Origin of the sequence: Stenotrophomonas maltophilia (assembly GCF_900186865.1) — a bacterium.
Classification (GTDB): domain Bacteria; phylum Pseudomonadota; class Gammaproteobacteria; order Xanthomonadales; family Xanthomonadaceae; genus Stenotrophomonas; species Stenotrophomonas maltophilia.
Window position 1 is genome coordinate 1,923,353 of record NZ_LT906480.1, and the last position, 25,206, is coordinate 1,948,558.

The following is a 25,206-nucleotide window of genomic DNA, read 5'->3' on the forward strand; positions in this document are numbered from 1 at the left end:
CATGGGTTCCTTAGATGCGGTGCCAAGAGGATGTGGGGTCTAGGGCTACCAGATAGTGGCGTCCGTGCAGCTTTTCGATCGAAGTCAGAAAGTGGTGGCGCAGAACGGAGTCCCCTGCGAGCTGACCATGGATTGCGGACAGGAATGCGTCCCGATCCTCCCTCAGCCCATCAAACGACCGCTGAATCGCGGCATCAATGTCTTCGTCTGGATGCTGCTGGCTGCGCGAGAACGTCGGCAGTGGGGTTTCCACCCACGACTGCGCCTCTTCGGGCTCGTGGCGGTTTGCATCCAGTGCTTCGGACAGCGATTCGTAGGCTTCCTTGAAGCGAGGGTCTTTCAGTTTTTCTTCCAACGAGATTGCGGATCGCGCCAACTCCAATGCACTTTCTATCGTGCTTCTTTCAGCGAAGATTCGGTGCTTCAAGTCGGACGTCGCGCTTTGCACAGCGCTGGCGCGGGAAACATTGCGATTGATCTCCGCCAGCCCATTGTTGAAGGATTCGAGCAAGGAGAAGAGTGTCCGACTGGGAGGTGTAGGCTGGGGAACGGAGGCAGAGCGGACCGGCTGGCTCGGGTGCACCGCCGACGCGCGTTTCGGGAGCGACGGTGGGGTGGCGAGCGGAGAGGGGTCTACACCGCGTCGCCTCGGCTTGTAGCTGCAAACGGGGAAATTGGAACAGGAGCGAAACTCCCCATAAGGGCCGGTGCGCAGCACCAGCACGCCTTGCTTGCATGCCGGACACGCTTCTTCCTTGACGGCTTCGCCATCGGTGTCAGTGATCCCCAATATCCCGTCTTCCACCAACTCCCGAAGGAACATCGAGCGTTGACCACGGGCGGTGAACATCGCCACGGTGCGCCGGGCCCGGGTCAGGGCCACGTAGAAGAGCCGGCGCTCTTCGCCCAGCGGGAAGGTGTCTCCTTCGGGCATGGCAAGGGCCAACACCGGATCGTCGGTGCGGGTGTTAGGAAAGCTGCGCCGACGCGGGGCGCTGATCATTTCCGGGAGGATGACGTAGTCCGCTTCGCTGCCTTTCGAGCGGTGGATGGTCAGAAAGGAAACCTCCACCCAGCGGTTGAACCGGCTTTGCCTCATCGGCACATACTGCCGATCGGCGTTGTAGCGGCCCAAGACATAAACCGACACCTTGCCGTTGCGCCCCGGCGGGATCGTGCCATCGCGCACCCCCTCGGCCAAGTTCACCACGAAGCGGTCGATTGCATCGGCCAGCTGGTCCTTGGTGTCCACCTGGAACGCTTGGAGCACTGGGCCATGGGCAGGGGTGGCCGAATGCACGCGCTTGGCGATCTGCCCCAGGTTCTTGGAGACAAATGCACTGGAGACGTCGCACAGCGCCTGGGGGCATCGGAACGTTTGCTCCAGCTTGAGCACTTGGCCGTGACCAAACCACTGGCGAAAGCCGGTCATCACCGACACGTCCGCGCCGGCAAAGCGGTTGATTGACTGCCAATCGTCGCCCACAGCGAAGAGGAAGCGGCCCTTGCCTTGGACCAGTGCACGGCACAACCGGGCCCGGGCGCGCGAGGCGTCTTGGAACTCGTCGGCCATCACCAGGTCGTAAGGCGATTCCACGCGCCCGCCTTCCAAATGGCTGGCGGCGAGGTTGAGCATGTCCTCAAAGTCGATGCCATCCTCTGCTGCCAGGGCTTCGTCCCACGCCGCCATCACCGGAACGGCGATGTCCAGGAACATCTGGTAGCGCAGCTTGAAGGTGTCGGCGGGCATCGCGTCCAACCGCTGATGCAGATCCGATGCGCTCAAGCCGTTGCTCTTGGCGTGGCTCATAAACGTGCGCACCAGCCCAACGAGCTCGACCGATGCCATGGGCTGCTGGCCTTCCTTGGGAATCTCCCGGTCAGGGTTGGGATCGAGCACCAACCCCCGGTCGGTCAGTTCGCGCTCCAGCCGATCGAAGTCGTCGCCGTGGCGCAACCCGTGGCTGGTGGTTTCAAACAGCTCGGTGCCTTTCTCCGCGTGAAGCTGTCGCTTCCAGATCACCCCATCCATGTAGCCTTCGAAGTGCGCTGGTGGCACGCCATTGGCGTCGAGCGCGAAGTGCTCGTGGAACAGGTTCAAGTCGGGGTAGTAGAAATCGGGCTTGTATTGCCGGTGCGTTTCGTCGGCGGTGCGGTGGGGGTAGGGGGCCTCGTAGCGGTAGTCGACTCCGTTTAAGAAGAGCAGGTTGGCGATCATCACCTCTTCCACGCTCTTCACCCGCTCGCCGCGGTTGGTGACCAGCGCGCCCTTGCCTTGGGCGTCCCATACGTCGGACGGCTCCGGTGCACCAAACGCTGGAAGGTCCTTGCCAAAGACGAAGCGGAACAGGTCCCACTGGCGGCGGAACGTGGGCGACTGGTCTTTGAGCTGGTCCACGAGGTCGGTGAGCTTTCGCACGCCACCAGCCGCGTCGGTGGCCCAATCGGGAACGTCGGGCTTTTCCCTGGTGGCCTTGCCGATGAGGCGCAAACCAAGCGCGTGGAAGGTGGACGCCTCCACGGTTACGTCCCCCATGCCCAAGCGCTCAAACGCCAAGACCGCGCGCTTCTTGAGCTCTTCGGCGGCGTCCGTGTTGAACGCCAGCAGGACGATTCGCTTGGGATCCACGAACCCGCGGTGGATGGCGTAGGCCGCCTTGGCCACCATGGTCGAAGTCTTGCCCGAGCCGGCCGAGGCCACCACCTGCACACGGTTGTCGAAGCACACCACGGCCCTTGCCTGTTCCGGGGTGAGCGGTCTGCTCTCCACCCGGTCCAGCAAGTCTTTGCAGGCCACCAATTCGCGGTCCACGTGGGCAGCGTTGAGCGCGGCCCATGCAGGGCGGTGGTCGGCTTCCCACGCTGCCAGCGAGCGCTCGATCGCCTGGGCAGCCGGTCCCAATCGAACCGCCACGCCCGGCTTTTTTAGGCGCGATCGAAGACCGGCCGCATCCATCTTGGGGCGGGCAGCGAGGACGTCCTCCTGCTGCTCGTGGGTGAACCAGCGGCGCTGCTCCAAACAGCCCCGCTCCTGGTCTGCCTTGTGGTCCAGCCACACGTCTATCGAGCGCTGCTGGCCCTTGAGGAACGCCACGTCCTCGCGCAGGCGTTTCTCTGTCAATGCCACGTTCAACGCTTGAACCAAGGCGGCGCCCTGGACGTTGGGCAGCCCGTCGGCCCTTACTTCCCGGCCCTGCCCAGGATGGAACGTGATGTCGGTCCAGAAGGTGCCGGTGTTGACGCGGTAAGTGGCCTCGTCCTCGACGTTGACCCGGTGGGTGCGTCCGTCCAGCGCCAAGGCGAGCTCCAAGCCCTCAAGGCGCAAACGCCAATCCGATGATCCCGTTACGTGTCGGCCCGCCCACGACGGGGTCCATTCCTTCGCCATCCTTTTGCTGTCCATGCCCCGCGATCATCCAACGCCAAAGTGAGAAGCCGATCACGTCATGATAAGGCGTGAAAGCCTTTGTGGGCGGCCACCTTGGACAGGGCAGGGCGCCAAGTCCCCTTGGCCATGCGTTGCTGGACACGGACGCGATAGGCGTCGGGTGAGGGGGCCGGGGTAGGGCGCTTGTGTCGCCGCAGGTTGCACAGGTGGCACGCGGCCACGACGTTGTCTGCCACGTCCTTCCCGCCGTCCTGGCGGGCCAGCAGGTGTTCTGCCGTGCATCGAAAAAGGGCGGCCGAACGGGGGCGCAGGCCCAACTCGTCGGGCGAGCACAGCCACATTGGACTGCTGCAGTAGTAGCAACGGCCTTGCTGGGCGTGAAAAGAATGGGTGCGCAGGGTTTTGAGGGTCTTTGTGCTCAACGGCGGGCTCCGGAATCGAAAAGGATTCCCGCGCCCCCATTGGGTGGACCTCGGGCACCCGGAGCCTATTGGCTATGCGGGCACAACACCGACGCTTTAGCGACCGGCAGGTGCTTTATACGGCGTGTCAGGGGCCAGAGCAAGAGGCCGCCCCTCACAGGTGGCCGTAGTCTCGGTTGGAACAACCCCGCTGAATCCAGGTGGTGATGTTGGCCTGGCAGAGGTCCTCGTCCTGTCCGTCCACGTTGGTCATGCCCGACGGCGGCGCCGACCACATTTTCTGCAGCACGTAACGAGGTTCAATGCCCATGCGGGTCAAGTAGCCAAACACGAGCCGGTAGGGTTGGCTGTCAAGCGGGACGGCTTGGCCATCGGGTGTGTAAATCTGATGGAACCCCAGCTTGGGGTAGGGCGACCAGTTCAGCCGTTCAACCCCTGCCATGAAGACCAAGGGGCACGCGGAGTAGCAGTTGTTGTAAAGGGTGGTGTCCAGTCCCTTGCGTCGAATGTAGGCACCGGCCTTCATGGCTTCATCGATATAGCCCCCGCCACTTCCCAGCATCACGACCTCTACCGTGGGGTTAGCCTCGATGGCGTCTTCGACCTTCTGCGCAAACCCGGCCTCTATGTCACCCAACACCTTCAGGGCATGGCCCTCGTTCGTCACCACGTAGAACGAGGATTGTCCCTCCTGCTTGATGTAGGCTTTGGGCAGGCCAAGCTGGCCGGCGCAGTCCAGGTTCCAAGTGATCACACGTTCGTCGTGCGGCATGTCCAACACGCGCTGAGCAACGCTGGCGAAGTTGCCTAAGGAATTGCCCATGATGCGGAGATCTGACGCATTTTCGGTGGTTTGAGTCTCGTAGTCCGGCTCGTATTCGATAGCCAATGGGGCTACCAAGTCCGCCTTGTCCAGCAGCTGGCCGAGCACAAAACACGTGTGCTCAGGGATGTGGATTTCGTTGTATGCCGTGCCGGCCGAACTTGCCCCATCGATGGACACGCCAGCCCGGAACACCTTCGTGCCCAATGCGTCCCTTTCTTTGATCAGCTTTCTCAGGCGCGCTACCACCGCCGGATCATCGGCGTGTGCCTTTGGCTCCTCGGCCACAGCAGCGGGTACTTCCTCCGGAACGGAGACTGGTTCGGGCTCTGCAACAGGTGCCGGAAGCGCTATAGGTTCGGGCCCCGCCGTGGGCGGTGGAGTGGGTGCGTTGCATCCAGCGAGCATGGCCATACAGGCCAGGCCAATGATCCGTTGGCTCATGGTGTTGTGGTCCCCTGTTCAGCAAAGGATAGCGGAACTCAGGTCTTCCAAGACGTTTTCAAATGGAAACGCTTGCGGCACAAGGGTAGTTCGAGTTCTTGGGCGCTTGAGGATAAGTAATTGAGTCAAGCCGGCTCGGCTTCGACGCTACCCAATAGGAGAACTTCCATGAGCAAACCAACCCTAACGCTGTATCGAATGACCGCCGACTACACTGGCGAGCACCTCCACGTTCTGTTCCAGGTCGACCATCCAACGCTGCCACCAGTTCTAGGAACACTGGAGCCGGTCGAGGTGCCAGCCGACCATCCAGTCAGGATGACTGAGAGAGAGTGCTGGCTGCATCGATGCGACCTGATGGACCGAGGATGGACCGTGCTGGGGTCGCAGCACACCTTCGGATGAGGAGGGGACCTCCTCGGAACGCTTGTCCCTCACTTGAAAGCACTCGCGCAACAAGTTGATGGACTGGCGGTCTAAGGAGACTGCGGTACACATGGTTCGCAGCGGTGGCCCTGTTGCTACGTGCATCCATACCATGGCTGCGGCACTGACGTATTTAAGTGCGCCTTGTCGGTGGACCTCAGGCCCAGTTCCACAGCCGAGTGGCGCTGCGATGTAGAATGCTCCGCCGTTTCGGCAAGACGCTTAAATTACAGGGGATGTATGCGCATAAAATCGTTAACCGTCATGACGGTGTTCCTCTTCCTGGCTGCTTGCTCAGGCAACAAAGCGCCAGCAATCTCACTCGATTCTAAGCTTAAGTGCGAGCAGCTCGCCGATAGCCAGTCGATGGGCGATGACTTTGCGGTCAATCGCCAGATAGAGACGGTTTTTCAAGCCGCCGCTGCTAGCTACAAGGGGGACTCAGATGTCGAGTATTACTTTCAGAACGTCCTAAAAGGAAGGTCCAAGCCAAGAAAGGACGTGGATCAAGACATTATTTCCCAATGTTTGGCTGATACAGGGCGTTCCTTGGCTGATGTTTTCCGTCAAACGGTGAAGTCTAGCTATGATCGACACGGAAGAGACGTCGGGCTTGCGAGCTGCAAAGCTTCGACTGATGGACTCCTGCCACCCAATGCGGAAGTCAATTATCTCTCTTCCGTTATTGAAGAGCGACGAGCTGCTTCGGTTGTTGGGTTCATCTTCAAGCCTGGTAAGGAGGATTTGGAGGCATATCGGCAAGAAGTAGAAGTGGCCTGCGCTGCCTCACCGGAACGGCTAGTGTCTCGCGTTGCGGTAGCCCTGGTCGATGAAAAGATAAGAGAAGCGCAGAGGGCGCAGCACCAGAGGGAGCAACAGGAGCAGGAGAGCGAAGATGAGAGAACGTTGACATCGGTAGCGCAGATCAACGCTCTTCTCGATGCCTCTGAACCTGTCTCTTGTCAATTGTTAGCGGATGTGCAAAGTGATAGGAGCTACAGGACCGGTGACGCCGTAGCCGAAGCTGTCGAACGAGCAAAGAGCGTGGTGCGTCGTAGATCCTCGCCTGCCTATGCTGCAGTGTTTTATGGTCAAGCTTTTGATATTGGGGAATGTGCGAAAGAGGGACTAACTCTCGAGCAGGGTGTCCAAGCCAAGTATGGTCCAGATACGGTGGAGAATACTAAAAAGCTGTACTTTGGAGATGAGATGGAGATGGAGAGGGCGGCTGCCTCGGAAATGCAGTTGCGGAAGCAAATTTATGGTGACCAGCCTTAGATGGCTGTAGCATTTAGAGAGCCCCTTGAACGGGGCTCTCCATCGATGAATGAGATTGCCGATCAGCGGGGAATACAGGTGTAGTTGCCGGATTCAGTTGAACTCTCAGGCGCTCTGATCCTCTGTTAAGCCCTTTTCGGGTCTAGCATGCTTTTCCCGTAGCAAAAGGTCGTCCGGTCGCGTCGATCGGACGTCATGCCCAACGCCAGCGGGTGGCGTGGCGCCCTCAACGGCGCACGCCACGCGTTGGTATTGACGTAGGGGCTCACCTTGGTGAGGCTGTCCACGCGGGCCGGCCACCTTACGTGCAAGTCGCCGTTCGCGTGCCACGGGAGCTGAAGAACCGGCTGGAACAGGAACAGGCGGTAACGCGGGAGGATGTTCACGTCAGCGAGTTGGTGCGGCGGTTACTGCGAGAAGGTCTGGACCAGCCACGGGCGACCTCTGCTGGCAGCCGGTAGGGAAAGCGGGCACCATTCTCGGATGTTTGACAAAGGCAGGGTGGGGTATGGTCCGGCGTTATCCCTATGAACGCCTGGGAGATCAGGTCTTTTCCGACGGCATGATCGGTTGCCGGTTTCAGCGCGTGGACCTCAACGCACGTTTTGGAATCAGCGACGAGCTGATGCAGTTTTTTACCAAACACGGGCGATGCGCGCGCTGCAATGGGACGTTGGAGGATTGGAGCGTTCACGAGGCGTGCAGAGCAGGTGATCGCCGTTTCTTCCAGTCCTCCGATCTGGAAGTGCTCTTGCCCTGGAATACCTTTCATGCGCATTGGAAAGTCCGCGCCCGCGAGACGCGCCGACGAACGTCGTTTCGCCGGGCCCTGAAGTCGAAGGCGGCGCCAGGCTCGCACAGCACTGAGCAGATTAGGACATTGCTGGTGCTCCAGGAGCGTCGCTGCTACTACTGCTACAGATCCCTCGAGGGACCGGGTGGTGCTGTAAATGGCCTTGGTGAGCCTGCCAGTTGCCACGAGGATCACTACGTATCTTTGCATCATGGGGGGAGCAACTTCATCTCCAACATCGTGTTGGCATGCGTGAGTTGCAACTCGCGCAAATCGAATCTGCATGGGGACGATTTCGTTCGGGAGGCGCTCGAGAAAGCAACGCTGGCGACACGCCGTCAATTGTTGCGCATCCACCAGAACCGAGCAGCGCACGCCTTTCGCTTGGTGGTTGAAACACTGGTGGATGCTGGAGACGATTGACCCTTGGTTGTGGTTCTCTTGCCGGCGCTGGTGTAATGACCCACCGCTTCCTGCTCAGGTCATGCGGTTAATGTAGCGGCATAGGCCGCATCCGGGGTCATCATCTTCAGCGCCTGATGAGGGCGCTGTTGGTTGTAGAAGGCGATCCAGTCAGCAATCACCCGCAGGGCGTGGGTTTGGCTCTCAAAGCGATGCCGGTGCACGCATTGCTCCTTCAGCGTCCGGATCACCCGTTCGACCATCCCGTTCTGCTGAGGGCAGTGCGGGGTGATGAACTCCTGGCTCAGGCCGTAGCTGCGCACCAGCCGGGTGTAATCCCGACTGGTGAACACCAGGCCGTTGTCCGAGCGCAGCAGGAATGGCTCCTTCACACGCCCCAACGTGCCGTAGCGGGTGATCAGCGCCTGCTCCAGGACGGCCGAAGCGGTGCTGGCCTTGCCGGTCCGTGACAGGTGCCAGCCGAGCAGCTGGCGCGTGCTGCAGTCGATCACCAGCGCCAGACTGAGCCAGCCGTCCTTTCCGCCCCAGACCCGGCAAAGGTCGGTGGCCCAGCGCTGGTCCGGCCTTTCGGCCCGCGACACCTTGGCTTCGATCCGCGGGCGCTGACCAAGGGCACGCTTGCGTACCTGCCAGCCCTTGAGCTGGAAGATCCGCTGCACGGTGTTCTTGTTCATGCCCAGCAACGCAGCGACCATGCGATAGCCAAAACTCGGCTCCGCCTCGATCATCTCTTTGATTGGCTCGGCCAGCTCTGGCTTCACCTTGGGCGGTGACCGGGTCGGCTTGTAGTACGTCGTGCGACGGGCCACATCGAACCACTGGCACAGCTTGGTCATCGGCACCGCGAAACCTTCGTCCTTCAGGCCCTGCTGGACCGAGCGCATCAGCTCTCGTCCTTTCCCACCAGGGACGCCAGCTTTTTTCGGGCGCGGATCTCCAGCATCGCCTCGCCATAGGCCTCCTGCAGATCCTTGAGCTGCCGCGCATACTGCTCGCGCACGTCCTCCGGCTTGGCACGCAGGGCATTCTCCATGCCGCGCTTGCCGTCCTCGACCCAGCTCTCGATCTCGGCCGGGGTCAGGTCGAACTGGCGGCTGGCCGCCGCCACCGTCGTCTTGCCCTGGATGATCTCAAGGACCAGTGCCGACTTGCGCCGGGCGGTCCAGCGCTTGATCTCTTCTTCCATCTTTTCGCTCATCGGTGTCTCCTTCGGGGAAAGTAACACCTGAGCAGGTTTTCAGTGGGTCATTACACTGGTGCATTGGATGCCAGTGCCTTTCGGATCGGCGTGTCATCTGGCGAAACGAGTTCTGGCTAACGTAGTTCCATGGAGAAAGCCTTCCTTTAGGATGGCTGGCGATGACCGCCCGTAGTCCATATTCCAGGGCCTTGATGTTGCCGCGGTGGGCTTCTAAGTCTACGTCGCATGCCTCAAGGCGCGCGGCCAACAGCTCTAGGGAAAGCTCCATAGAAGGCTCGACAGGTGCGGGGGCAAGGTTGGATAGTAGGAGACAGGCAGCCAGACTTTACCCATGAGCATCCTTAACGTTTTGCTGAGCGCTGACCAGTTGGTCGTGACGGTAGACACCTGGGCGGAGGACGCCCTAAGTGGCCAAGCTTCGGCAGGGGCGAAGGTGCTGCTCATTCCTCAGCACCAGATCTTGTTTGCAACCCGGGGTTCAGCTCAGTTCTTTCTGCGAATCTACCAACTCTCGTTGGAAGCAAGTTTTCGAGCAGACTTCACCTTGGAACAGCTGACGGCGGAATTGGGGCGAGTCATTGACCAGCTTTGGCCGAACTACGCCAAAGCCCTGGCTGAAGCGGGATTGCCGGCAGAATACTGCACCACGGAGCTGGTGCTGGGTGGATGGTCTCCCAAGAACGGACGCATGACGGCTACCGCCTACGCCAAACACGACGCGACGGTGCCCGCGGTGGTCCAGCCGATCACGGGACAGCTCTCGTCACCTGGTGAGCCCTTGCAGGACTGGCCGCCCTCAATGGCAACGCCGGCCCTGTTTGAGTCCGGCCGGCGGCCGGCGCAGTGGCTCAACGAGAGAAGTGGGCGGAAGGTGGCAGGGGGCGGTTGCTGTTGGGATTCCTGCAGCAAGGCCAAGCGGTGGTCAAAGACCTGGGCGCCATCTGAGCAGTAATGGTCCGCCTGTTTAGCCGCGGGGCCAGCTCGCTTGACCGCCAGCGCGGGCGCGTTTTGAGCGTCAGAATCGAGCGTCAATCCTGGGCTTTAGCACTTATCGTCAAAAAAGGACCCTCTGATGCAACAGCTGGACAACTACCTGCGATCACCCCAACCCGGCTATGCCATATTGATCTCAGGGGACTGGGGGGTTGGGAAGTCCTATAAATGGAGTCGCTACGCTGCGGAGCTAACGGATCGCTCGCCCATCACTATCTCTGCTGCGGGTCTGGAGTCGTTGGAGGATCTGGAGCGGGCCTTGCTCCAAGCATCCATCACCATGGCAGTTCCTGGCGTGGTTGCTGAAGTGGGGTCAGTGCTTGGAAAGGCGCTGCTTCGCGTGGCAAAGATTGAGCCAAAAGATATCACTTGGCGAGCAGAGCTCACACGTGACAAGACCGTGGTCTGCATCGATGATGTCGAGCGCTTTGCAGGTCCTTTCAGTGTCCTATTCGGGTTCGTCGTCAACCTCATCGACAGCAGTGGCGTTCATTGTCTGCTGATTGCCGACGAAGTTCGTGCGGGCGAGAACTTCAAAAATTTTGGAAGGTATAAAGAGCGTATCGTCGGTGCCACCATCCACGTGGAGCCTGATCTGCTGGCGTTCTGCCAACTGACGATCAATGGCATTGCGGAGGATGGTGTGCGTCGGATCGTTGGTGGAGGTCTCTCGGAAATCATCAGTCTCATCGAGAGCGCTCGCGTCACCAACTTGCGAACCGTCAGAACGGTGATAGTCGAATTGAAGCGGCTGGCGGAAGCGCTTCCAAAAGATGCGCTGGATCAGATTTTCAACAGTCCCCTGCCCAGCGCGGTGTTCTTCTGGACAGTTGCCCTCGCGCGCGATGCCAATGGCCGCGAGCTTGTCAGGAAGGTCTTTTCGACCGATCAGGTGGGCATCATGCTTGCCCTTCACGACGTAATGAAGGAGAAGGGACAGGCCACCGAAGACGAGACAGCCTCCCTAGCATCCACGTTGGAGCGGCTTGGACTGTCCGCAGCTGTCCACAGCTGGCCTGCGTCACAAGAGTTCATCGATCACATGCGTGGGTCGGTGGGCGTCGACTACCAAGTGCTTGCCGCCCAGTTTGGGCTCATCCCGGAGCTTCGTTCTTATGATCCGCTCATGATGATCGGAGACTATGCGTCCGCCACCGATGAGCAGATTCAGGCGGCTATAGGTCACGCACAGGCCGAACTGGAGGCGGGTGGAGAGGATGGAAAAGCAATTAAATTGTCTCGCATCTTAAGCATCTATCGAAGCTTGTACTTCCTCGGCTTCAAAGGTGTATTCGTCCAGACGCAGGAAGAGTGGACCCAGACGGTGCTTCGGAGGCTGGATTACTATCTGAGCGCACCTGACCTCATCGACTGCGATGGTTATGAAGTCTGGCCGGACGACTACAGCGCTGAAGAGAGGGAGGTCATTAGTAAGTGTGACGAGATCGTAGAGATCGCCCGAAAGCATGCCAAAGTCGTGGCGAGCACGATTGCACTTTCCTGGATTTTCAGCGGGGAAGGCGTGGCGCCCAATACAAGCGGCACGCCTGTGTTCAGTTCCGCACCGCCGCCGGAGGACTTCCTGGCAAAGCTTCGAGAAAGCGGTATCGCGGCTGTCATCCGCCTGAACAAAGTATTTCGGATGCGGCTCAGTGTCACCAACTCGCCTGATTACGTGGGTGGGGATAGAGCCTACGCCCAGCAGCTCATAACCTGCATCGAGCGGAGTGTTCCTTCTCAACGCCCAATGTCATTGCTTGATGCGGAAATCAAGCAAGCAACTACCTACCTCCGCTCCTTCGTCCAATACGTCGATAGGTATGAGTGCCCATCCGCATAGACTCGCTAGGCTTCGGAAAACCCCGCGAAACTTCCTCGTTGCCTTCTAGGGCCCTGATGCTCATTCGTGTCCGCGCAGTCACGTAGCTTTAGTCTATCGAGCGAAGGCTCATTTGATGAGAAATTCGCTGGGCTCCTTCCCCTTCTGGATCAGCGAAGCCAGCCACCTCGGTTGGCGGCCACGGCCGGACCACGTTTTGCTAGGGTTGGCCGGATTGCGGTACTTCGGGGCGACCTTGCCGTCGGTGCGCTTCTTGGATGCCTCTGAAGAGGTCGTTGAAACCGCGCCGTAAAGCTCCTCTATCGTGTAACCATGATCTTTGACGTATTTGTTGATCTTGGCTCGCATAGCCGCAGCTTTGGGCCGAGTCAGCACTTTGGTTTGCTGCTTTTCTGCCTGAGTGATCAGGGCTTTGAGTTCTTTGGCCGACAGGCCGCTGACATCGATGGTCATCTGTTTGATCCGAGCGGTGAGGGCTTTAGGGTAATTCCAAATGGAATCCGATGCGAATGCTCGCAGGGGCGCCCAAGCTCTCCTTCAATATTCGGTAGGGCCCAGGCAACAGCCGCCGATCTACGGGTAGAACTTGTCTGGATCGCTTAGTTGTTTCGCGAACTGACCTCTCTGGTAGATCGGCAATTCGACCGGTGGCGCGTAGCGACTCAGGAGATCGATCTGCTTCCTTCTGGCGAGTTCTGGTTTCTTGTGGAAGTAGGCCTCATGCAGCACCGGCACCTTCTTGCTGATGCTGTGGCCCGTCAGCAAGGCAATGTCCTCGTCGGGAATTCCTTTGTGATGGAGCTCCGTGGCGATGGTGTGCCGAAACGCGTGTAGCCCAATACCCTTCCCGAAACCTAGGCTCTTCAGGTATGTGCTGAACTGGTTGAGGGCGGCTTGGCTGTAACGCTGGTTCGACTCACCCGTCTTGCGGTTCACGCCGGCGGTCAGGTGTGGGAACAACCGGGGATGACCGCATGCCCGGATATCGGCCACGAAATCGAGGAAGCCCGCATTGAGCACTGGGGTGGGGATGGGGAGGGTGCGAATGGCTGCCTTCCCTTTCAGGCGCTGACGGCTTCGGTTGCGGGTCTTGTGCGCCAGGTCGGGATCGACGGTCTTCTGGATCCGGATGCACCAGACGCCGGCTTCTTGCACCACGTCCGCCAGTTTGAGCTGGGCGATCTCGTTGATGCGCGCTCCCGTGCAGAGGCCGAGGATGGGAAGCCACCAGCGGTGGGGGTACTTGCTAGCCCATGGGACATATGTCCCATGGTCGAAGATGCGCTTGAGTTCTGCATCGTCAAACAGGCGCTCGGGCTTGTTCGGATCCACGACCAAGTCCTTCTTGATCTCGTCGAAGGCGACCATCGGTGAGGCACCGATGGCCTTGGATTTCTCAAGCTTCTTGAAGAAGGTCGATAGGAAGCGCCGGTGTTTCTCAAGCGTGGCGGGGGCCGGTGGGGCCACGTTGAGTTGCCTTCCACGCGCGACCGCTTGGTCGTAGGTAAACCTGCGGTACTCTGGGTCGGACAGCAGACGGTCTGGGGCCCAGCGAATGAGGTCCCATAGCTTGTAGATGTGAGCGTGGTCGATGCGGGTGACCGGTATGTCCCCGCACGTCATTAGAAGCAGCCGTAGGGTGCGAGAGGTCGCCTCGACGGTCTCTCTGGCCAGGCAGCTGTAGTCGCCGCGATTGCGGATGTAGTCGTCAATCTCTACGGAGAGCGAGCGCCCGGGTGTGCCCGCCGGCAGCGGCTCGGGATACCGTGTGCCGTTCTTCGTCGAACGTGCGCGGCGGGTGCGTTCATAGGCGGCATTGAGAATCTCTTGGGCCTGGATCGCGGCCTCTCGGCTGGTGATCACCAATTTTCCGATGCTGAGCCTGCCGATCCGGATATCGGACATCTCCAGCGAGCCGCTGGGATCGTCCAGATAGGATTGGAGGGGGCTTGAGGGTTGAGCCAGGCGCATTGAGGGCTTCCATCGTTTCGATGGAAGTACAGATAAAGCAGCCTCAGCAATCGTCAATGGAAATAGGTCGGTCGCGTGCCGACCGTAGGCATCTATTGTGAGTGCCCATTAATGCTTCTTCAGGAAAAGAAAATTACGCAGGAATTGGAGGGATTCAATCCTTGAAAATCAATGGCTTGGCTGGATAAAGATTATGTCGAATCGCAGTCATTACGGTACTGTTTAATTTCTATAAGCTAACAGCGCCCTTTGGGTTGTTATGTTAGTTCTGTACGGCTGATAAACGTTGCGGAGAATTGAGGGCTGAGAACTCACTTTGGAGGCGGAGCTGTGGCGCAACGGGTCTGTCCATTGTTAGTAATTGCGATCCTCTTCGCGCCGCTGGGAGCCAGCGGTGCGACGCCCACTGAGCCCGAGCTGCGCGGTGAGCTCCTGCGGATGAAGGATGCCGGTCAGGCGGTGCGGGACCTCTCACTGACTGCCGAGGGCGAGGAGAGGGTGCACAGTGCCGTCGATGCGGTGCACACCGCTCGGCTGAAGTCCACCGTTGCGGCCCGTGGCTGGCCGACCGGGGCGCAAGTGGGCCAAGACGGGGCGGACGCGGCCTGTCTGCTGGCCCAGCATTCCGACAAGGCCCCGGCGCTCCAGCGCTCTCTTGCGGAAGCCATGGAGCCCTTGGTAGCGACCGGGCAGGTCAAAGCGTCCAGTTACGCCTACCTTTGGGACCACACCAACGACCCCCAACGCTATGGAACGCAGGGGCGTTGTGCGGATATGGGGCATTGGGAGTACTGCTTGGCGGCTCTTCGGGCATGGTGAGGTGGTAGAGGGCTAAAGCTCTTCATCTCCCAACAGGTGAATCGAGGAGAGGGCAAGCGCCTATTCATCGAACCCCGAGAAGTCTGGTCCCTGGACTTCGCGGGAGGATCCGCCCTGATGACTTGGGTCTACCATCCATCGTGGAACGTAGACACGTGCCAGGATCGGGCGCGTGCGCTGCGCCACCTCATCTCACTTGCGAAACAGAACTGAGGCTGTCGGGCCTCCCTGGGCAGAATGGGAGAGGGCAGGCAACGGCAATCGCGAGCGAATTATTTTATCTCGTTAGGCTGTATTGACAGTCGTGGCGCGATGTTGCAGCTTTGTATGGCCGTTCCCTCTCAATGAAGGAGTCAAGTTATGTCGATTAAGCCTGGACCGAAGCCTATAGCTCCATCCACCGGCGAGCCGGATAAGCGTCGGCGGGATAACAAGGATACCCCCGGGAATACCCCTGGCTTGAAGCCTCACAAGCATAAGCCCGGCAAGTGACTTAAAGCGGATTGGTTGTCGGCGGCAGGGATCAAAAGAGCTGAAGTGCGACACTGGCCGACACCACTATGGCGCCGGCCTTCGTCGCTATTGCCTGTTGCTGAAGTAATCGGTTTGGATATGCGCGGAAGCAATTGGCACTCTTGTCGTGTGGCGGCAAGCGGAGGGGCGATGTCTTCACCTGCCCTGAGAGTGCACAGCCGACTGTTATGGTGAGGATGAAATCGCCGAAATCCTGACAAAAGACTGCTGGTTTCTGGTTGGAATGCTCGGCGTATTGGATAGCCAAGACGATCCTGGAGTTCCAGACACCAGGGCGGCGTGCCCTGGTGTGTGGGGAGTCTGTTGGAAGGTGAAGGGCGGCATACTGCGCGCTCAGCGAACGCTCAACCCCATTGGCGGAAAAGAGGTCTTGCCGACGGGGTTGAGCAGCCTGCGTAAACGACTACTTACATCCTGCGCAGACGAGATGGTGCCATAGGCTTGAGTCCTTCAACCCACCTGTCGAAAATGAGCGCAGCAAGAACTTTATGGTTAAGCCTCTCGGATTCGCCGGGGGAGCGAACCTTGACGCTGATGTCTAGGTTGGCGCTAAGTTGCTGTTCCAGCTCAGGCAGCCGTGACGCATGCTTGCTGAGCTGTTTTTGATGAGTAGCGAGCAACACTGCTATATCAAGGTATAGCTGTTGCAGATAGATCAATCGGTCTTGCGTTGCTGCTGCCTTAATGGCGGACTTCGGCGTGGTCGCCTCGCCCCAGAAGAGGCCACCGCCATTGATGACTTTGCTGATGTGGTCAATGAGCCATCCCCCTCCAGCGACTGCGCCCGTCGCCAGAAGGCCTCCGACGACGTCGATTATAGCTTTCTCCAGAACTTTCTTTGCCCAGGCTTTCCGTGTCTGAGCTGCATTGGCTGGGGACTCGCTGCCGGTTGCTTCGGCTGGCTTCTTAGTCTGCTTCTTCGCGGAGGTCTTGTTGCTCGAAGATCTATTTTGGCCTTCTTTCGCCATTTTGCTCGTCCTTTTAAAGGAGACTCTGTATTGGTGTGTGGGGTTCAATAAATAATATACAAAGCAAGGGGCGATAGCCGATGCCGGCCATCTTCAGTAATCCGGTTAATTCGAATGAGACAACGAGGCTACAGCCTCACTCGGAGATGGCATCAGCCCTGGACTGGTCACAACATGGTGGACTACCCGAACGCGCCCACGAGCCAATCGGTAGCCCCTTCCAAGTCTAGCTTCATTGACGCGTAGGAGCGTCTGAGAAGGCGCGAGGGAAGGAAGCTATCCCATTTTTGTGTGATCAAGTTGTTCGCAGATTGGAGAAGGGTCTCCGGGGAGGGCAATGGCATCTTCGCCACCCGCCCGAGTACCTTTATCACATCATCGAGACTCCTTGCTCCCTTGGAAATTTCCACGCCCAGCCTACCGGCCTGAGAAGTGAATCCCTGGGCGTTCAGGAGGCAGGCGATGGCTTCATTTGCGGAGTCTCCCAGCCATGTCAGCAGCAAGGCATCGCTGCCTTGGTCGAGGAGAACCTTGCCGTCCAGGCGCAATTGACGGTAGGCGCTTTGCGCCTCCTGCAGGAAGCGAGAAGCAGTGGGGTCCAGGAAGTCTGGCTTTATCTCCTGCTGATACAGTCCACGCATCTTTTGACGGACCTGGGTGTGGACCTGCCCGCCCGTTCCATTGAAAAGAGGCGGGGTGCCGCCTTTCGCCGCGGCCACGTAGATCGTTTTTTGGGCGTCATCGATCTGCTCGACGAGCCAAGTGCGACCGCCAAACAAGATACGCTGGCCGACGGTCACCAGTTGGGACACGGGGAGCGTGCCTAGTGCCTTGCCGGCGGCCACGATCCGGAACTCTTCGTCGACGTTGAAAGCGGCGTAGAAGGTGTAATGGTTGACCAACTTGTCGCCGACCGGGCCGTGGAGCAGCAAGCCGGAGCCGTCTTGAATCAGAACCTGTTCTTGGCCAAGGTGGCGAAGCAGCTCTGCGAACGCGTCTTGGGACAGCCCGTGGAACGGTCCCTGGTTTGCGCAGAGCAGCTGATAGGCTTGGGCTGCCTTGAGTCCGCCGTACTGGGCAATGGAGGAGAGCAACTGCTGAATCAGCGTCGAGAGGTGTAGCCCGTTGACCGAAGGCGGTTCAAACCACCTCTCCAGCAGCAGCATGACGCTCGCAGTGGACTGAACTGTGTCCAGTCGAAGCCTTGTCTTCAACGTCGACTCAGCGTCGATTGCATCCTCGATAACGTAGCCGCGCAACACTGCTGGCTCTCCAGGACGGCGCCCGGAGCGACCAAGGCGTTGGCGAAGGCTGGCCACGGAAGGTGGTGGGCCAATTTGCGCGATGCTTTTCACCGCTCCGATATCGATGCCCAGTTCCAGGGTGTTCGTGCAAATTGCGCTTGCTGAACGACCCTTTTGCTTCAGAGCCGCTTCTGTGTCCGTGCGTATTTCCTTGGACAGGCTCCCATGGTGTGGCCAGAACTCTCTCGGCCGGCCGTCCTGTTCGCTCAGCAGATTGAGGAGGTGGGTGTAGCGTTCAACTTCCCTTCGGCTGTTGGGGAAGATCAGATTGTTCGTCCCTGAAAGCACTCGGTAGAGGTGCTCGGCCACCGCCGTGGGAGCCACCGGATTCTCGTCGGATCCGCCGTCAGGTGTGGGTTGTTCGTAGCCCTTGATGATCAGTTGGAGATCATTTCCGGCTGATGAGGCGTTGACCAGCGCGGGGGCAGCCCCAACACCCGGGCGTAGGAAGGTCCCGGCGCTCGAAAAGTCGCCCAAGGTCGCTGACAGGCCCAGGCGGGGAGTTCGCCGCCGTAATAGCACGTCGATCCGGTGCATCAACGATTGAAGCTGCTTTCCGCGCTCGCTTCCAATGAACGCATGGAGTTCGTCCACGACAACGTAGAGGAGCTTGGAGAACGCGGCGGCTACGGAGGTTCCGCGGTTGCAGAGCATCGCCTCCAAGGACTCCGGCGTGATCAGGAGCACGCCACGGGGGTGCTTAAAGAATCGCTGCTTGGTGGAGCCCGATATGTCTCCGTGCCAAGGCCACACGGGGACTTCAAGGTCCTCGCAAAGCCGCTGCAGCCGTTCAAACTGGTCGTTGATGAGCGCCTTTAGGGGGCTGATGTAGACAATCAGGCCCTCCTCGTCGGTGTTCAGAAGGCGCGTGAGCGCAGGAAGAAAGGCGGCCTCGGTTTTTCCCGAGGCGGTGCTGGCGGCGATGATCACGTCCCGGTCGGCGCTCAGGACGAGGGGGATCGCCAATTCCTGGACCTCACGCAGCGCCTCCCATTGTTCGATCCATAGGTAGCGCTGGATTCGAGGATGCAGCGATTGGAAGGCGCTGGAGGCAGTCATCGTTAGAGCCTGAACGACGCCAGCTCGTCGTCCTCTTGCACGACCAGTTCGCCGTCGCCCCCGTGGTCAGCTGCCACCTCGACCGATCCAATCAGGTCCTGCCAGTCCACGCCCGGGTTCTGCTCCAAGACGGCCAAGAGGTTGATGAAGGCGGTGATCGTCGTGCGCGGGGTGCGGAAGAAGCTATCGCCGATTCGATTGGCGCAGTGGGTCATGAATTGGTGAATGGCATCGTCGGGCAAGAGATACTTGCCCGCGTCGCCGGCAGCGTAGACATGGCGAATCTTGGTGAGTAGGACGTAGAAATCTTCGGCTGTCAGGCTCGACAGTCGAACCACAGGGCCGCTGAAATCCACCAGTCCGTTGGTGGCAAAGGTATTCTGAGCCAAGCGGCTCTGAAGAGCTTCATAGCTGTAGACGCCGCGGCGGGTATCCATCAGGAAATCCGGGGTGCCGCCCAGAACAAAACCAAGGCCAACCGCAGTGCCCTGCAGGGAGTCGTTGAGCATGCGCAGGAGCTGCTCGTAGTTTGCATTCCGGGCCTGGGCGTTGGCCAACTTGTAGAGGTTGACCAGTTCGTCCAGGCACACCAGCAGGCCGCTATAGCCCGCCAGCCGAACAAAGCGGCCCATGAGCTTGAGCTGGTCGTAGACCGATGCGTCGTCCACGATGGTTCGGACGCCCAGCGCTGCACGCGCGTCCATCCGGGTGGCAAATTCGCCACGCAACCAGCGAATGGCATCGGACTTGAGCTGATCGTTGCCTTGCTCGAACCCTCTCCAATAAGCGGCGATCACGTCGGCGAAGTCATAGCCGTTCACCAGTTCGCTCAGCTGCTCGAGCTTCGCGCGAATGACCTGCTCGGTGGATACGCCTTGCGACTTGGACTCGGCAACTGCGGTCGAAATGAACTTCTCGACCACCCCGGGCAGGGCGCCTCCGTCGGGCTTGGTCCGAGTGGCCAAGTTCCGCATGAGCTCCGCGTAGAGCGACCGGGCCTGGCCCCCTGAAGCATGCAACCGCCTGTCAGGATTCAGGTCCGCGCTGGCCACGACGAGCTTTCGCTCCATTGCAATGGCGCGAACGAGGTTTAAGAAAAAGGTCTTGCCTGCGCCGTACTCACCCACCACCAAGCGGAAGGACGAGCCGCCATCGGCGAGCCGATCGATGTCACTGACCAAAGTTTGCACTTCACGGGCGCGCCCGACCTGGATCAAATGCTGGCCTGCGCGTGGCACGACACCGGTGCGCAGCGACTGGATCACCGCGTCGCGGTCCTTGGAGCGGATTGGGCTGCTCATTGTTCGATCTTCTCAATGAATTCAGGGTTGATTTCCAACGGATCGTCACCGTCGGCAAAAGGAATGTCGTAGGCGTCAAATGAGGCGTCGTTGATCTGCTCCAGAGCGCCATCCAGCATCAGTTCCAGGTCAGCGGCGCCATCTTCCAGTTCGGCACGGGTCCAAACCGGGCGCGACAGCATGAGGCGCAGCAGCGCGCTGTGCGCCTCGTCCAAACCCAGCAAAGTGGCAGGCCCACTCGTCTCTTCCTGACTGCCTTCCTGCGGAACATCGGGAATGGCTTCCACCACCTCATCAGTGAAGATGTTGGCGAGAAGCGCAGAAACTTGAGCCGTGTCGCGCTGCAGAGCAGCGATTTTATCGGGGTCGAGCTGGAAAGCACCCGTCGTGGATCGGGCCAATGTCGAACGGGCTTTCGGTGGTGTTGGGGCATGGACGTCGCTGAACACACGAGCGGGATCCACGCCCAGCGCTTTGTAGACACGCTCCAAAAACCGGACTTCCTCCGGGGAGACCATCCCATCGACCTGGGCAAGGGTGGCCATGGACCCTGCGATGGCGTCCTTGATGCCTTCACTGAGCGGATCCAGCTTCTTGCGCAGCGCAGGCAGGGAAAGCGGCGCCAACGCAAGGAGCTCGAGGTGCGCGTGCAGTCGACGCCGATCCCCCTCGCTCAGATGCGTCCAGCTTTCGATTTCGCGTGAAAGGTGCTCAAGTTCGTGGGCGCTGAACGCGCCATCAGACTGGGCGACCGTCGAGCCGAGCTGAAGGGTCAACTGGGCCGTTTGATATGCCTGAGCGTCGGTCCGATGGGTTTGATCGGGAAGCAGGGCGAAGAGAACGATTGGGTCGTTCTCACCCGGCACCCGCGCGCCTTCGAGGACATTGGGTTCCATGCCGACCTTGGACTGTTCCAGTGCTCGTGCGAGTTCCCGAATTTTGTCCTTGCCCAAGGTGGTTCCGACTGCCCCAAGCCTTCCCAATAGGTCAGTCAGCTTGATCGACAAATTGGCGGTTTGAACATCCGAAGCGACTTCGGCCAAGGCTGTTCGCGTGGCCAGCGGCCAGATCTCTGGCGGAAGCAGCAAGGTACCCTCAATGGATTGGCGGGCCTCGGGGTTCTTGCCCACGAGCCGGCTGAAGGCTCCGAGGTCCTCGGTGCACTGAGAAACAAGTTCCTGCAGTGCCTTTAGGGGCACTCGCAACGCGGTGACATCGGGAATGTCACCGAAAGTCTTGGTGCCAGCGTCGGTTCGGTCCAGGGCCGGGTTAAAGGGGCGGCGTGTGAACTTCAGCTTGGTGCGGTTTTTTGGCAGCACCATTCCAGGGCCGAACGTCTCTTGATACCGCAGAGCGAAAAGGCGATCGAACTCTTCCGCGCAACGCGTTGCGGCGGTTCGCAGCGGAATCTCTGGATTGAGGCGCACCCAAGCCGTGGCCAGCGCGGCGGGCACGGGGACTCGATCCAAGGAGCATTGCCCCAGGGCCAAGCGGATGTAGAAGGGCAGTTCGTAACTTCGTTCGAATGCGGGAAGCGGCGCGTTGTAAAGCTGGTCGCCTGCTTCGGTCGAAGCCATCCAGTCGAGCAGGCTGTTGACATGACCGTGGACGTTCGGAAGCACGGCGGCATAAGCAGACGACAAACGGCGGAGCATCGCCTCGATAGCGGGCCAGTCTTGCTTGGATTCCGGATCGTTCACCGAATCCAGCAAGATGCGACGCTCCAATCCAAACAGGAACAATCGAACATACTGGATTGCGCAGCTGGGATCGGTGCGGTCCGAAGCGAGCCACTTCAGGTAGGCGTGGCGTTCAGCGGGTTCAAAATCTGCGTAGCCTCCCCAGTAGCGCGTCGTGGACCGGTAATCCCCGTACCGCCCAACGGCAAGAACGCCATTGACCAAGCTGGGCTCGTTCTCACGCGTGCCAGGGGTGGTCAGCCGCGGGCCTGTGTAGAACAGGCCGCCCCGGATAACGATGCCCGCGATCTCGATCTCGTCCTGAGCGCCGAGCCAGCGGGTCTTGTCCCAGCCCTCGGGCGGTCGGGGCACTGTGTATTGCTTTGCCGGCTTTTCGGAGTCCATGGCCACCTGCCGGAGCTCATCGGGCAGGAAGGGAGGCGAAGCCCGCGATGGAAGCGGGGGCGGCGGTGTCATTGCACTTGCGTCGCTGGTTCCGTTGATCGTGTGGGGAGGGGGAGAGTGCTCTGCCGCTCTTGAGTCCGAATGCGCGTGCGCTCGCCCATCTCTGGCGCCCGTCAAGGGCTCGCCCGAGGTTGTGTCCGCGTTTGTGGCGGACTGGATCAGAGGCTCGACCAGCTCACCTTGCGAAGTCGCGGCCAAGCGCTGGGTCACGGCAAGTTTCGCCGCAGCGAGGTTGCCCGGGCGCGCGCGCTCAATGCGTTCCACGTCAGGTTGGTAGGGGGAGGGGGTAGAAGGGTTTCCGGAGCCCACGGCCGTCAGCACCCGTGCGGCGGACTCGATGGCCAGGCGCATGCTCACCGCAGCTTTGGCCTCTTCCAAATTGCCAGGCCGGGACGGCGAAAGAGTCTCTGGGAACGCTCTGCTCGAGGCCTGCGCCGGGGGCAGCGCCGAGGGACCTTCAGAGTCGACCGGGCGCGCATCTTCTAACAGGGCACCGTCGACCGATCCCGAGGAGGTGCCCGACTCAATACTCGCGGGTCTCGCCGGTTGGGCAGCTTCTGGGCGGGACTGCCTCTGTGGCGCCTGCCCAGATGGAAGAGCGGATGCCTTGATCAACTCGGCCAAGGTCGGCTCTGGAGTGGGGACAGGCTTGGCGGGAGAGGGTGTCCTTTTCGGGCGCATCGCCTGCCACTTGGCCCAGAGCCAAACGGCGGTGGCCACCGCAAGGACGATCCCCAATCCGATCCAGACTTCCTTTGGCACCAATGCTATGACGACCAGGATTGCGACAATCCAGCCGCCTGCAGTTTGCTTCCTTCTCGCCATGTGGCCCCCTGCCTTTGGCGCTTCCTTTGGGCCATTGTAGCTCGCCCGCCTTACGTGAGACGCGCATCGTGAGAGCGGGGCGGGGCACCGGAATGGCCAAGGTTTCGCCCATTCAGCGTTGGCGTCCGGGGCGCTGGAGTGCCTGGTCCAGACCTTGACGTTGGTGGCCGTACGAGTGAGCTGGGGTGATCAGTGGGGCGGTGAGAGGCGTGTTTCGTTCATCGCAAGCAGATGCCGCTGCAAGGCCGCGACGATCTCGTTGTCTGGCAGGTTCTGGGCCCCGGCGAGGAAAACGAGTTCGGCCACTTGTCGTCTGCGCTTGGCGTCGTCGCGGCGCTTGATGGCCTTCTCCCTGGCATCCTGCCGCTGATGCGCCAGAAGCTCCCTGGCTTGAAGCTGGGCCAGCCGATGGGTCGCCCTTTGGATCTGATCGCGGTAGTGATTGGTGGATGACATGATCTTCTCCTAGTGAAGTCTCCCTCAGTGAAGCAATGATTTCTCATCCGTCAACTATTGATGGCGACATCGCTTTCGCACTTGAAGCAATTCAGAAAATCAGAAAAGGAAGATGCAAAAGCAAAGAGCGAAAAGCGCACTTAGGCATCACAAGTGATGCGTGCGCAAAGGGCTTCGCCCCTTGAACCCCAAGCCGCTTTGCGACTTGCCAACGGCAAATTCAAAGGCATAAAGAGCTCAAAGAACTGGAGCTCTCTGCATGGCGATCTACCACACCCGTGTCAAAACCTTCTCCCGTGCCAAAGGCCATTCGGCCGTTGCGGCAGCTGCCTACCGCGCGGGCTTGTCGCTCGTCGATGAGCGCACCGGAGCGCGGCACGACTATTCTCGCAGGGGCGGCGTGGTCGAGAGCCGCTGGGTGGTGCCCTTGAAAGCGCCCGACTGGTCGCTCGACGCTGCCAAACTCTGGCAGGCCGCCGAGGCAGCCGAGAGGCGAAAGGACGCGACCGTGGCCCGCGAGTTCGAGATTGCGCTTCCGCATGAGCTCGATGCGCCTCAGCGCTCGGCCCTGACGGCGGACATTGCTCGCGCACTGGTTGATCGCTATGGCTTCGCAGTTCAAGCGAGCATCCACTCGCCGGGGAGCAAAGACGGACTCAATTGGCACGTACATATCCTCGCCACGACGCGACGCTTGGATGCCGAAGGGCTTGCGGACAAGACACGCGAACTCGACGGTGGGCCTTCAGGGCGCAGCGAAGTGGAGTGGCTCCGAGCGATGGTGGCTCAATTGACCAACCGGCACCTTGAAGCTGCCGAGATCGCAGTGTCGGTCGACCATCGAAGCTTGGAAGCGCAAGCAGAAGAAGCGCTTGAGCGCGGTGATGTGGTCGCGGCAGCGATACTGGGCCGGCGCCCAACGATCCACTTGGGCCAGCAGGCCTCGGCGTTGGAACGGCGGGGCATGGAAACCGATGTGGGGAAGGTCCTGGCCAACATCGTTGCGGACAATCAAAGAACAATGCATCAAACAAGCATACGGTTTGAGAAAGCGGTCACGGACGGGGACCCCGCTCGTGGGCGTCCATCGTTGCCGCCAAACCGTATCCGACTCGGGCCAGAATCAGGCGAAAGCTACATCGAGGACGCTAAGGGATTCACTCGGCGAGGAATCATGGCCATTCGCGCTCTGCCGGATGCATCCGAACCACCGCTCCAAACCCTGATGGAGAAAGCACTGGAGTTGTGGCGCGACGTGGTAGCGGCTGGCTTTGAGGGGGTGCTTCGAACCACCCGCATGCTTCTGCGCCGCCTGGATTCGGCCATTCGCAATGGGAATGTGGGTGCAAGGCTACGCAAGGACATCCAGCGAACGCTAAGGGGTTTGGCTGCGGTAAGGCGGCGAGCTTCAGAGTGGAAGCGTCGTGTGGAGGCTGAGCGGCGGGCAGCATCCCTGCTGACTCGTGCGGAGCGATCGTTGGAGGACTTTGTCGAACACCAGCCCCGTCCGGCAGGAGCTGCAGTAGTGGCTTGGACTCGGCGTCGGGGACGGCGCTTGGCCGCGGTTGAGCAGCGCTTGGATACCTTGAGGGCTGCCCGCATGAAGATCGCGGGTGGTCAGGAGGAGGCTTGTGAGAATCAACTGACAGCCGCCGTGGCAGAGTTGGAAGCCGGCAGCAAAGTAGCCCTGGATCGGTTTGAGGATCCGCTCCACGAAACGAGAGACCCCGAGGTGCTGACTGCGTCCATGCAGCAGGCCACGCCTCGGCCTAGGCTTCATTGATCCAGAAGCCA

General features: G+C 60.1%; 19 protein-coding genes. 7 read left to right on the forward strand and 12 right to left on the reverse strand.

The features are described from left to right. Positions 1-10 precede the first annotated feature (10 nt). The 3 genes from CKW06_RS09305 to CKW06_RS09315 form a co-directional block, all read right to left on the reverse strand. Complete coding sequence (locus CKW06_RS09305; protein WP_024956671.1) at positions 11-3,388, reverse strand: UvrD-helicase domain-containing protein; 3,378 nt, start codon at positions 3,386-3,388, stop codon at positions 11-13. Positions 3,389-3,444: 56 nt separating this feature from the next. Then, entirely contained in the window at positions 3,445-3,729 is a 285-nt protein-coding gene (locus CKW06_RS24120; RefSeq protein WP_327083332.1) for an HNH endonuclease, read from the reverse strand. 235 nt (positions 3,730-3,964) lie between these two features. Next, a complete protein-coding gene (locus CKW06_RS09315) occupies positions 3,965-5,077 on the reverse strand; it encodes a hypothetical protein (RefSeq protein WP_134967742.1) in 1,113 nt (370 codons plus the stop codon). Between the two features lie 168 nt (positions 5,078-5,245). Here CKW06_RS09315 and CKW06_RS09320 point away from each other — a divergent pair, with 168 nt between their 5' ends. The 3 genes from CKW06_RS09320 (at position 5,246) to CKW06_RS09335 (ending at position 7,997) form a co-directional block, all read left to right on the forward strand. After that, on the forward strand, positions 5,246-5,482 hold the full coding sequence (locus tag CKW06_RS09320) for a hypothetical protein (RefSeq protein WP_143568571.1): 237 nt from the start codon (positions 5,246-5,248) through the stop codon (positions 5,480-5,482). A 285-nt stretch (positions 5,483-5,767) separates the two neighbouring features. Next, the gene (locus CKW06_RS23560) at positions 5,768-6,781 is read left to right on the forward strand and encodes a hypothetical protein (RefSeq protein WP_134967741.1); all 1,014 of its coding nucleotides are present in this window, start codon (positions 5,768-5,770) and stop codon (positions 6,779-6,781) included. Between the two features lie 508 nt (positions 6,782-7,289). Continuing rightward, positions 7,290-7,997, forward strand: a complete 708-nt coding sequence (locus CKW06_RS09335; RefSeq protein ID WP_024956677.1) for an HNH endonuclease — start codon at positions 7,290-7,292, stop codon at positions 7,995-7,997. Positions 7,998-8,056: 59 nt separating this feature from the next. On the opposite strand, the gene CKW06_RS09340 is transcribed toward CKW06_RS09335, so the two are convergent. Both CKW06_RS09340 and CKW06_RS09345 read right to left on the reverse strand, forming a co-directional pair. After that, complete coding sequence (locus CKW06_RS09340; protein ID WP_032963337.1) at positions 8,057-8,881, reverse strand: IS3 family transposase; 825 nt, start codon at positions 8,879-8,881, stop codon at positions 8,057-8,059. Next, positions 8,881-9,195, reverse strand: coding sequence for a DUF1153 domain-containing protein (locus tag CKW06_RS09345; protein WP_024956679.1), 315 nt, complete (start codon positions 9,193-9,195; stop codon positions 8,881-8,883). The genes CKW06_RS09340 and CKW06_RS09345 overlap by 1 nt, the downstream gene beginning before the upstream one ends. Positions 9,196-9,529: 334 nt before the next feature. On the opposite strand from CKW06_RS09345, the gene CKW06_RS09350 reads away from it, so the two are divergent. Continuing rightward, positions 9,530-10,150 (forward strand): hypothetical protein, encoded by a 621-nt coding sequence (locus CKW06_RS09350; protein ID WP_231910911.1) that lies wholly within the window; start codon positions 9,530-9,532, stop codon positions 10,148-10,150. 120 nt (positions 10,151-10,270) lie between these two features. Continuing rightward, positions 10,271-12,031, forward strand: coding sequence for a P-loop NTPase fold protein (locus CKW06_RS09355; RefSeq protein WP_024956680.1), 1,761 nt, complete (start codon positions 10,271-10,273; stop codon positions 12,029-12,031). A 108-nt stretch (positions 12,032-12,139) separates the two neighbouring features. Here the strand turns inward: CKW06_RS09355 and CKW06_RS09360 are convergent, their stop codons facing one another. Both CKW06_RS09360 and CKW06_RS09365 read right to left on the reverse strand, forming a co-directional pair. Next, complete coding sequence (locus CKW06_RS09360; protein ID WP_024956681.1) at positions 12,140-12,484, reverse strand: H-NS histone family protein; 345 nt, start codon at positions 12,482-12,484, stop codon at positions 12,140-12,142. A 120-nt stretch (positions 12,485-12,604) separates the two neighbouring features. After that, positions 12,605-14,002 carry a site-specific integrase gene (locus CKW06_RS09365; protein ID WP_038645844.1) on the reverse strand — a complete coding sequence of 466 codons (1,398 nt, stop codon included), beginning with the start codon at positions 14,000-14,002 and terminating at the stop codon, positions 12,605-12,607. A gap of 330 nt (positions 14,003-14,332) precedes the next feature. Here CKW06_RS09365 and CKW06_RS09370 point away from each other — a divergent pair, with 330 nt between their 5' ends. Further along, complete coding sequence (locus CKW06_RS09370) at positions 14,333-14,821, forward strand: DUF6624 domain-containing protein (RefSeq protein ID WP_024957143.1); 489 nt, start codon at positions 14,333-14,335, stop codon at positions 14,819-14,821. A 941-nt stretch (positions 14,822-15,762) separates the two neighbouring features. On the opposite strand, the gene CKW06_RS09375 is transcribed toward CKW06_RS09370, so the two are convergent. The 5 genes from CKW06_RS09375 to CKW06_RS09395 form a co-directional block, all read right to left on the reverse strand. Further along, positions 15,763-16,323: a hypothetical protein gene (locus CKW06_RS09375; RefSeq protein WP_024957142.1), complete on the reverse strand. Its 561-nt coding sequence runs from the start codon at positions 16,321-16,323 to the stop codon at positions 15,763-15,765. A gap of 182 nt (positions 16,324-16,505) precedes the next feature. Continuing rightward, entirely contained in the window at positions 16,506-18,686 is a 2,181-nt protein-coding gene (locus CKW06_RS09380; protein ID WP_024957141.1) for a DEAD/DEAH box helicase, read from the reverse strand. 2 nt (positions 18,687-18,688) lie between these two features. After that, positions 18,689-19,987, reverse strand: a complete 1,299-nt coding sequence (locus tag CKW06_RS09385) for an ATP-binding protein (RefSeq protein WP_024957140.1) — start codon at positions 19,985-19,987, stop codon at positions 18,689-18,691. Then, positions 19,984-22,956: a tellurite resistance TerB family protein gene (locus tag CKW06_RS09390; RefSeq protein WP_024957139.1), complete on the reverse strand. Its 2,973-nt coding sequence runs from the start codon at positions 22,954-22,956 to the stop codon at positions 19,984-19,986. Before CKW06_RS09390 ends, CKW06_RS09385 begins: the two co-directional genes overlap by 4 nt. Positions 22,957-23,145: 189 nt before the next feature. Then, positions 23,146-23,412, reverse strand: a complete 267-nt coding sequence (locus CKW06_RS09395; RefSeq protein ID WP_024957138.1) for a hypothetical protein — start codon at positions 23,410-23,412, stop codon at positions 23,146-23,148. Between the two features lie 259 nt (positions 23,413-23,671). On the opposite strand from CKW06_RS09395, the gene mobQ reads away from it, so the two are divergent. Beyond that, positions 23,672-25,195, forward strand: a complete 1,524-nt coding sequence (gene mobQ, locus CKW06_RS09400; protein ID WP_024957137.1) for a MobQ family relaxase — start codon at positions 23,672-23,674, stop codon at positions 25,193-25,195. Positions 25,196-25,206: the final 11 nt, after the last annotated feature.

Excerpts from the sequence above, each read along its gene's own strand:
- CKW06_RS09305 (WP_024956671.1), bottom strand. The coding sequence starts at position 3,388 with ATGGCGAAGGAATGGACCCCGTCGTGGGCGGGCCGACACGTAACGGGA.
- CKW06_RS24120 (WP_327083332.1), bottom strand. The coding sequence starts at position 3,729 with ATGTGGCTGTGCTCGCCCGACGAGTTGGGCCTGCGCCCCCGTTCGGCC.
- CKW06_RS09315 (WP_134967742.1), bottom strand. The coding sequence starts at position 5,077 with ATGAGCCAACGGATCATTGGCCTGGCCTGTATGGCCATGCTCGCTGGA.
- CKW06_RS09320 (WP_143568571.1), top strand. The coding sequence starts at position 5,246 with ATGAGCAAACCAACCCTAACGCTGTATCGAATGACCGCCGACTACACT.
- CKW06_RS23560 (WP_134967741.1), top strand. The coding sequence starts at position 5,768 with ATGACGGTGTTCCTCTTCCTGGCTGCTTGCTCAGGCAACAAAGCGCCA.
- CKW06_RS09335 (WP_024956677.1), top strand. The coding sequence starts at position 7,290 with ATGGTCCGGCGTTATCCCTATGAACGCCTGGGAGATCAGGTCTTTTCC.
- CKW06_RS09340 (WP_032963337.1), bottom strand. The coding sequence starts at position 8,881 with ATGCGCTCGGTCCAGCAGGGCCTGAAGGACGAAGGTTTCGCGGTGCCG.
- CKW06_RS09345 (WP_024956679.1), bottom strand. The coding sequence starts at position 9,195 with ATGAGCGAAAAGATGGAAGAAGAGATCAAGCGCTGGACCGCCCGGCGC.
- CKW06_RS09350 (WP_231910911.1), top strand. The coding sequence starts at position 9,530 with ATGAGCATCCTTAACGTTTTGCTGAGCGCTGACCAGTTGGTCGTGACG.
- CKW06_RS09355 (WP_024956680.1), top strand. The coding sequence starts at position 10,271 with ATGCAACAGCTGGACAACTACCTGCGATCACCCCAACCCGGCTATGCC.
- CKW06_RS09360 (WP_024956681.1), bottom strand. The coding sequence starts at position 12,484 with ATGACCATCGATGTCAGCGGCCTGTCGGCCAAAGAACTCAAAGCCCTG.
- CKW06_RS09365 (WP_038645844.1), bottom strand. The coding sequence starts at position 14,002 with ATGCGCCTGGCTCAACCCTCAAGCCCCCTCCAATCCTATCTGGACGAT.
- CKW06_RS09375 (WP_024957142.1), bottom strand. The coding sequence starts at position 16,323 with ATGGCGAAAGAAGGCCAAAATAGATCTTCGAGCAACAAGACCTCCGCG.
- CKW06_RS09380 (WP_024957141.1), bottom strand. The coding sequence starts at position 18,686 with ATGACTGCCTCCAGCGCCTTCCAATCGCTGCATCCTCGAATCCAGCGC.
- CKW06_RS09385 (WP_024957140.1), bottom strand. The coding sequence starts at position 19,987 with ATGAGCAGCCCAATCCGCTCCAAGGACCGCGACGCGGTGATCCAGTCG.
- CKW06_RS09390 (WP_024957139.1), bottom strand. The coding sequence starts at position 22,956 with ATGGCGAGAAGGAAGCAAACTGCAGGCGGCTGGATTGTCGCAATCCTG.
- CKW06_RS09395 (WP_024957138.1), bottom strand. The coding sequence starts at position 23,412 with ATGTCATCCACCAATCACTACCGCGATCAGATCCAAAGGGCGACCCAT.
- mobQ (WP_024957137.1), top strand. The coding sequence starts at position 23,672 with ATGGCGATCTACCACACCCGTGTCAAAACCTTCTCCCGTGCCAAAGGC.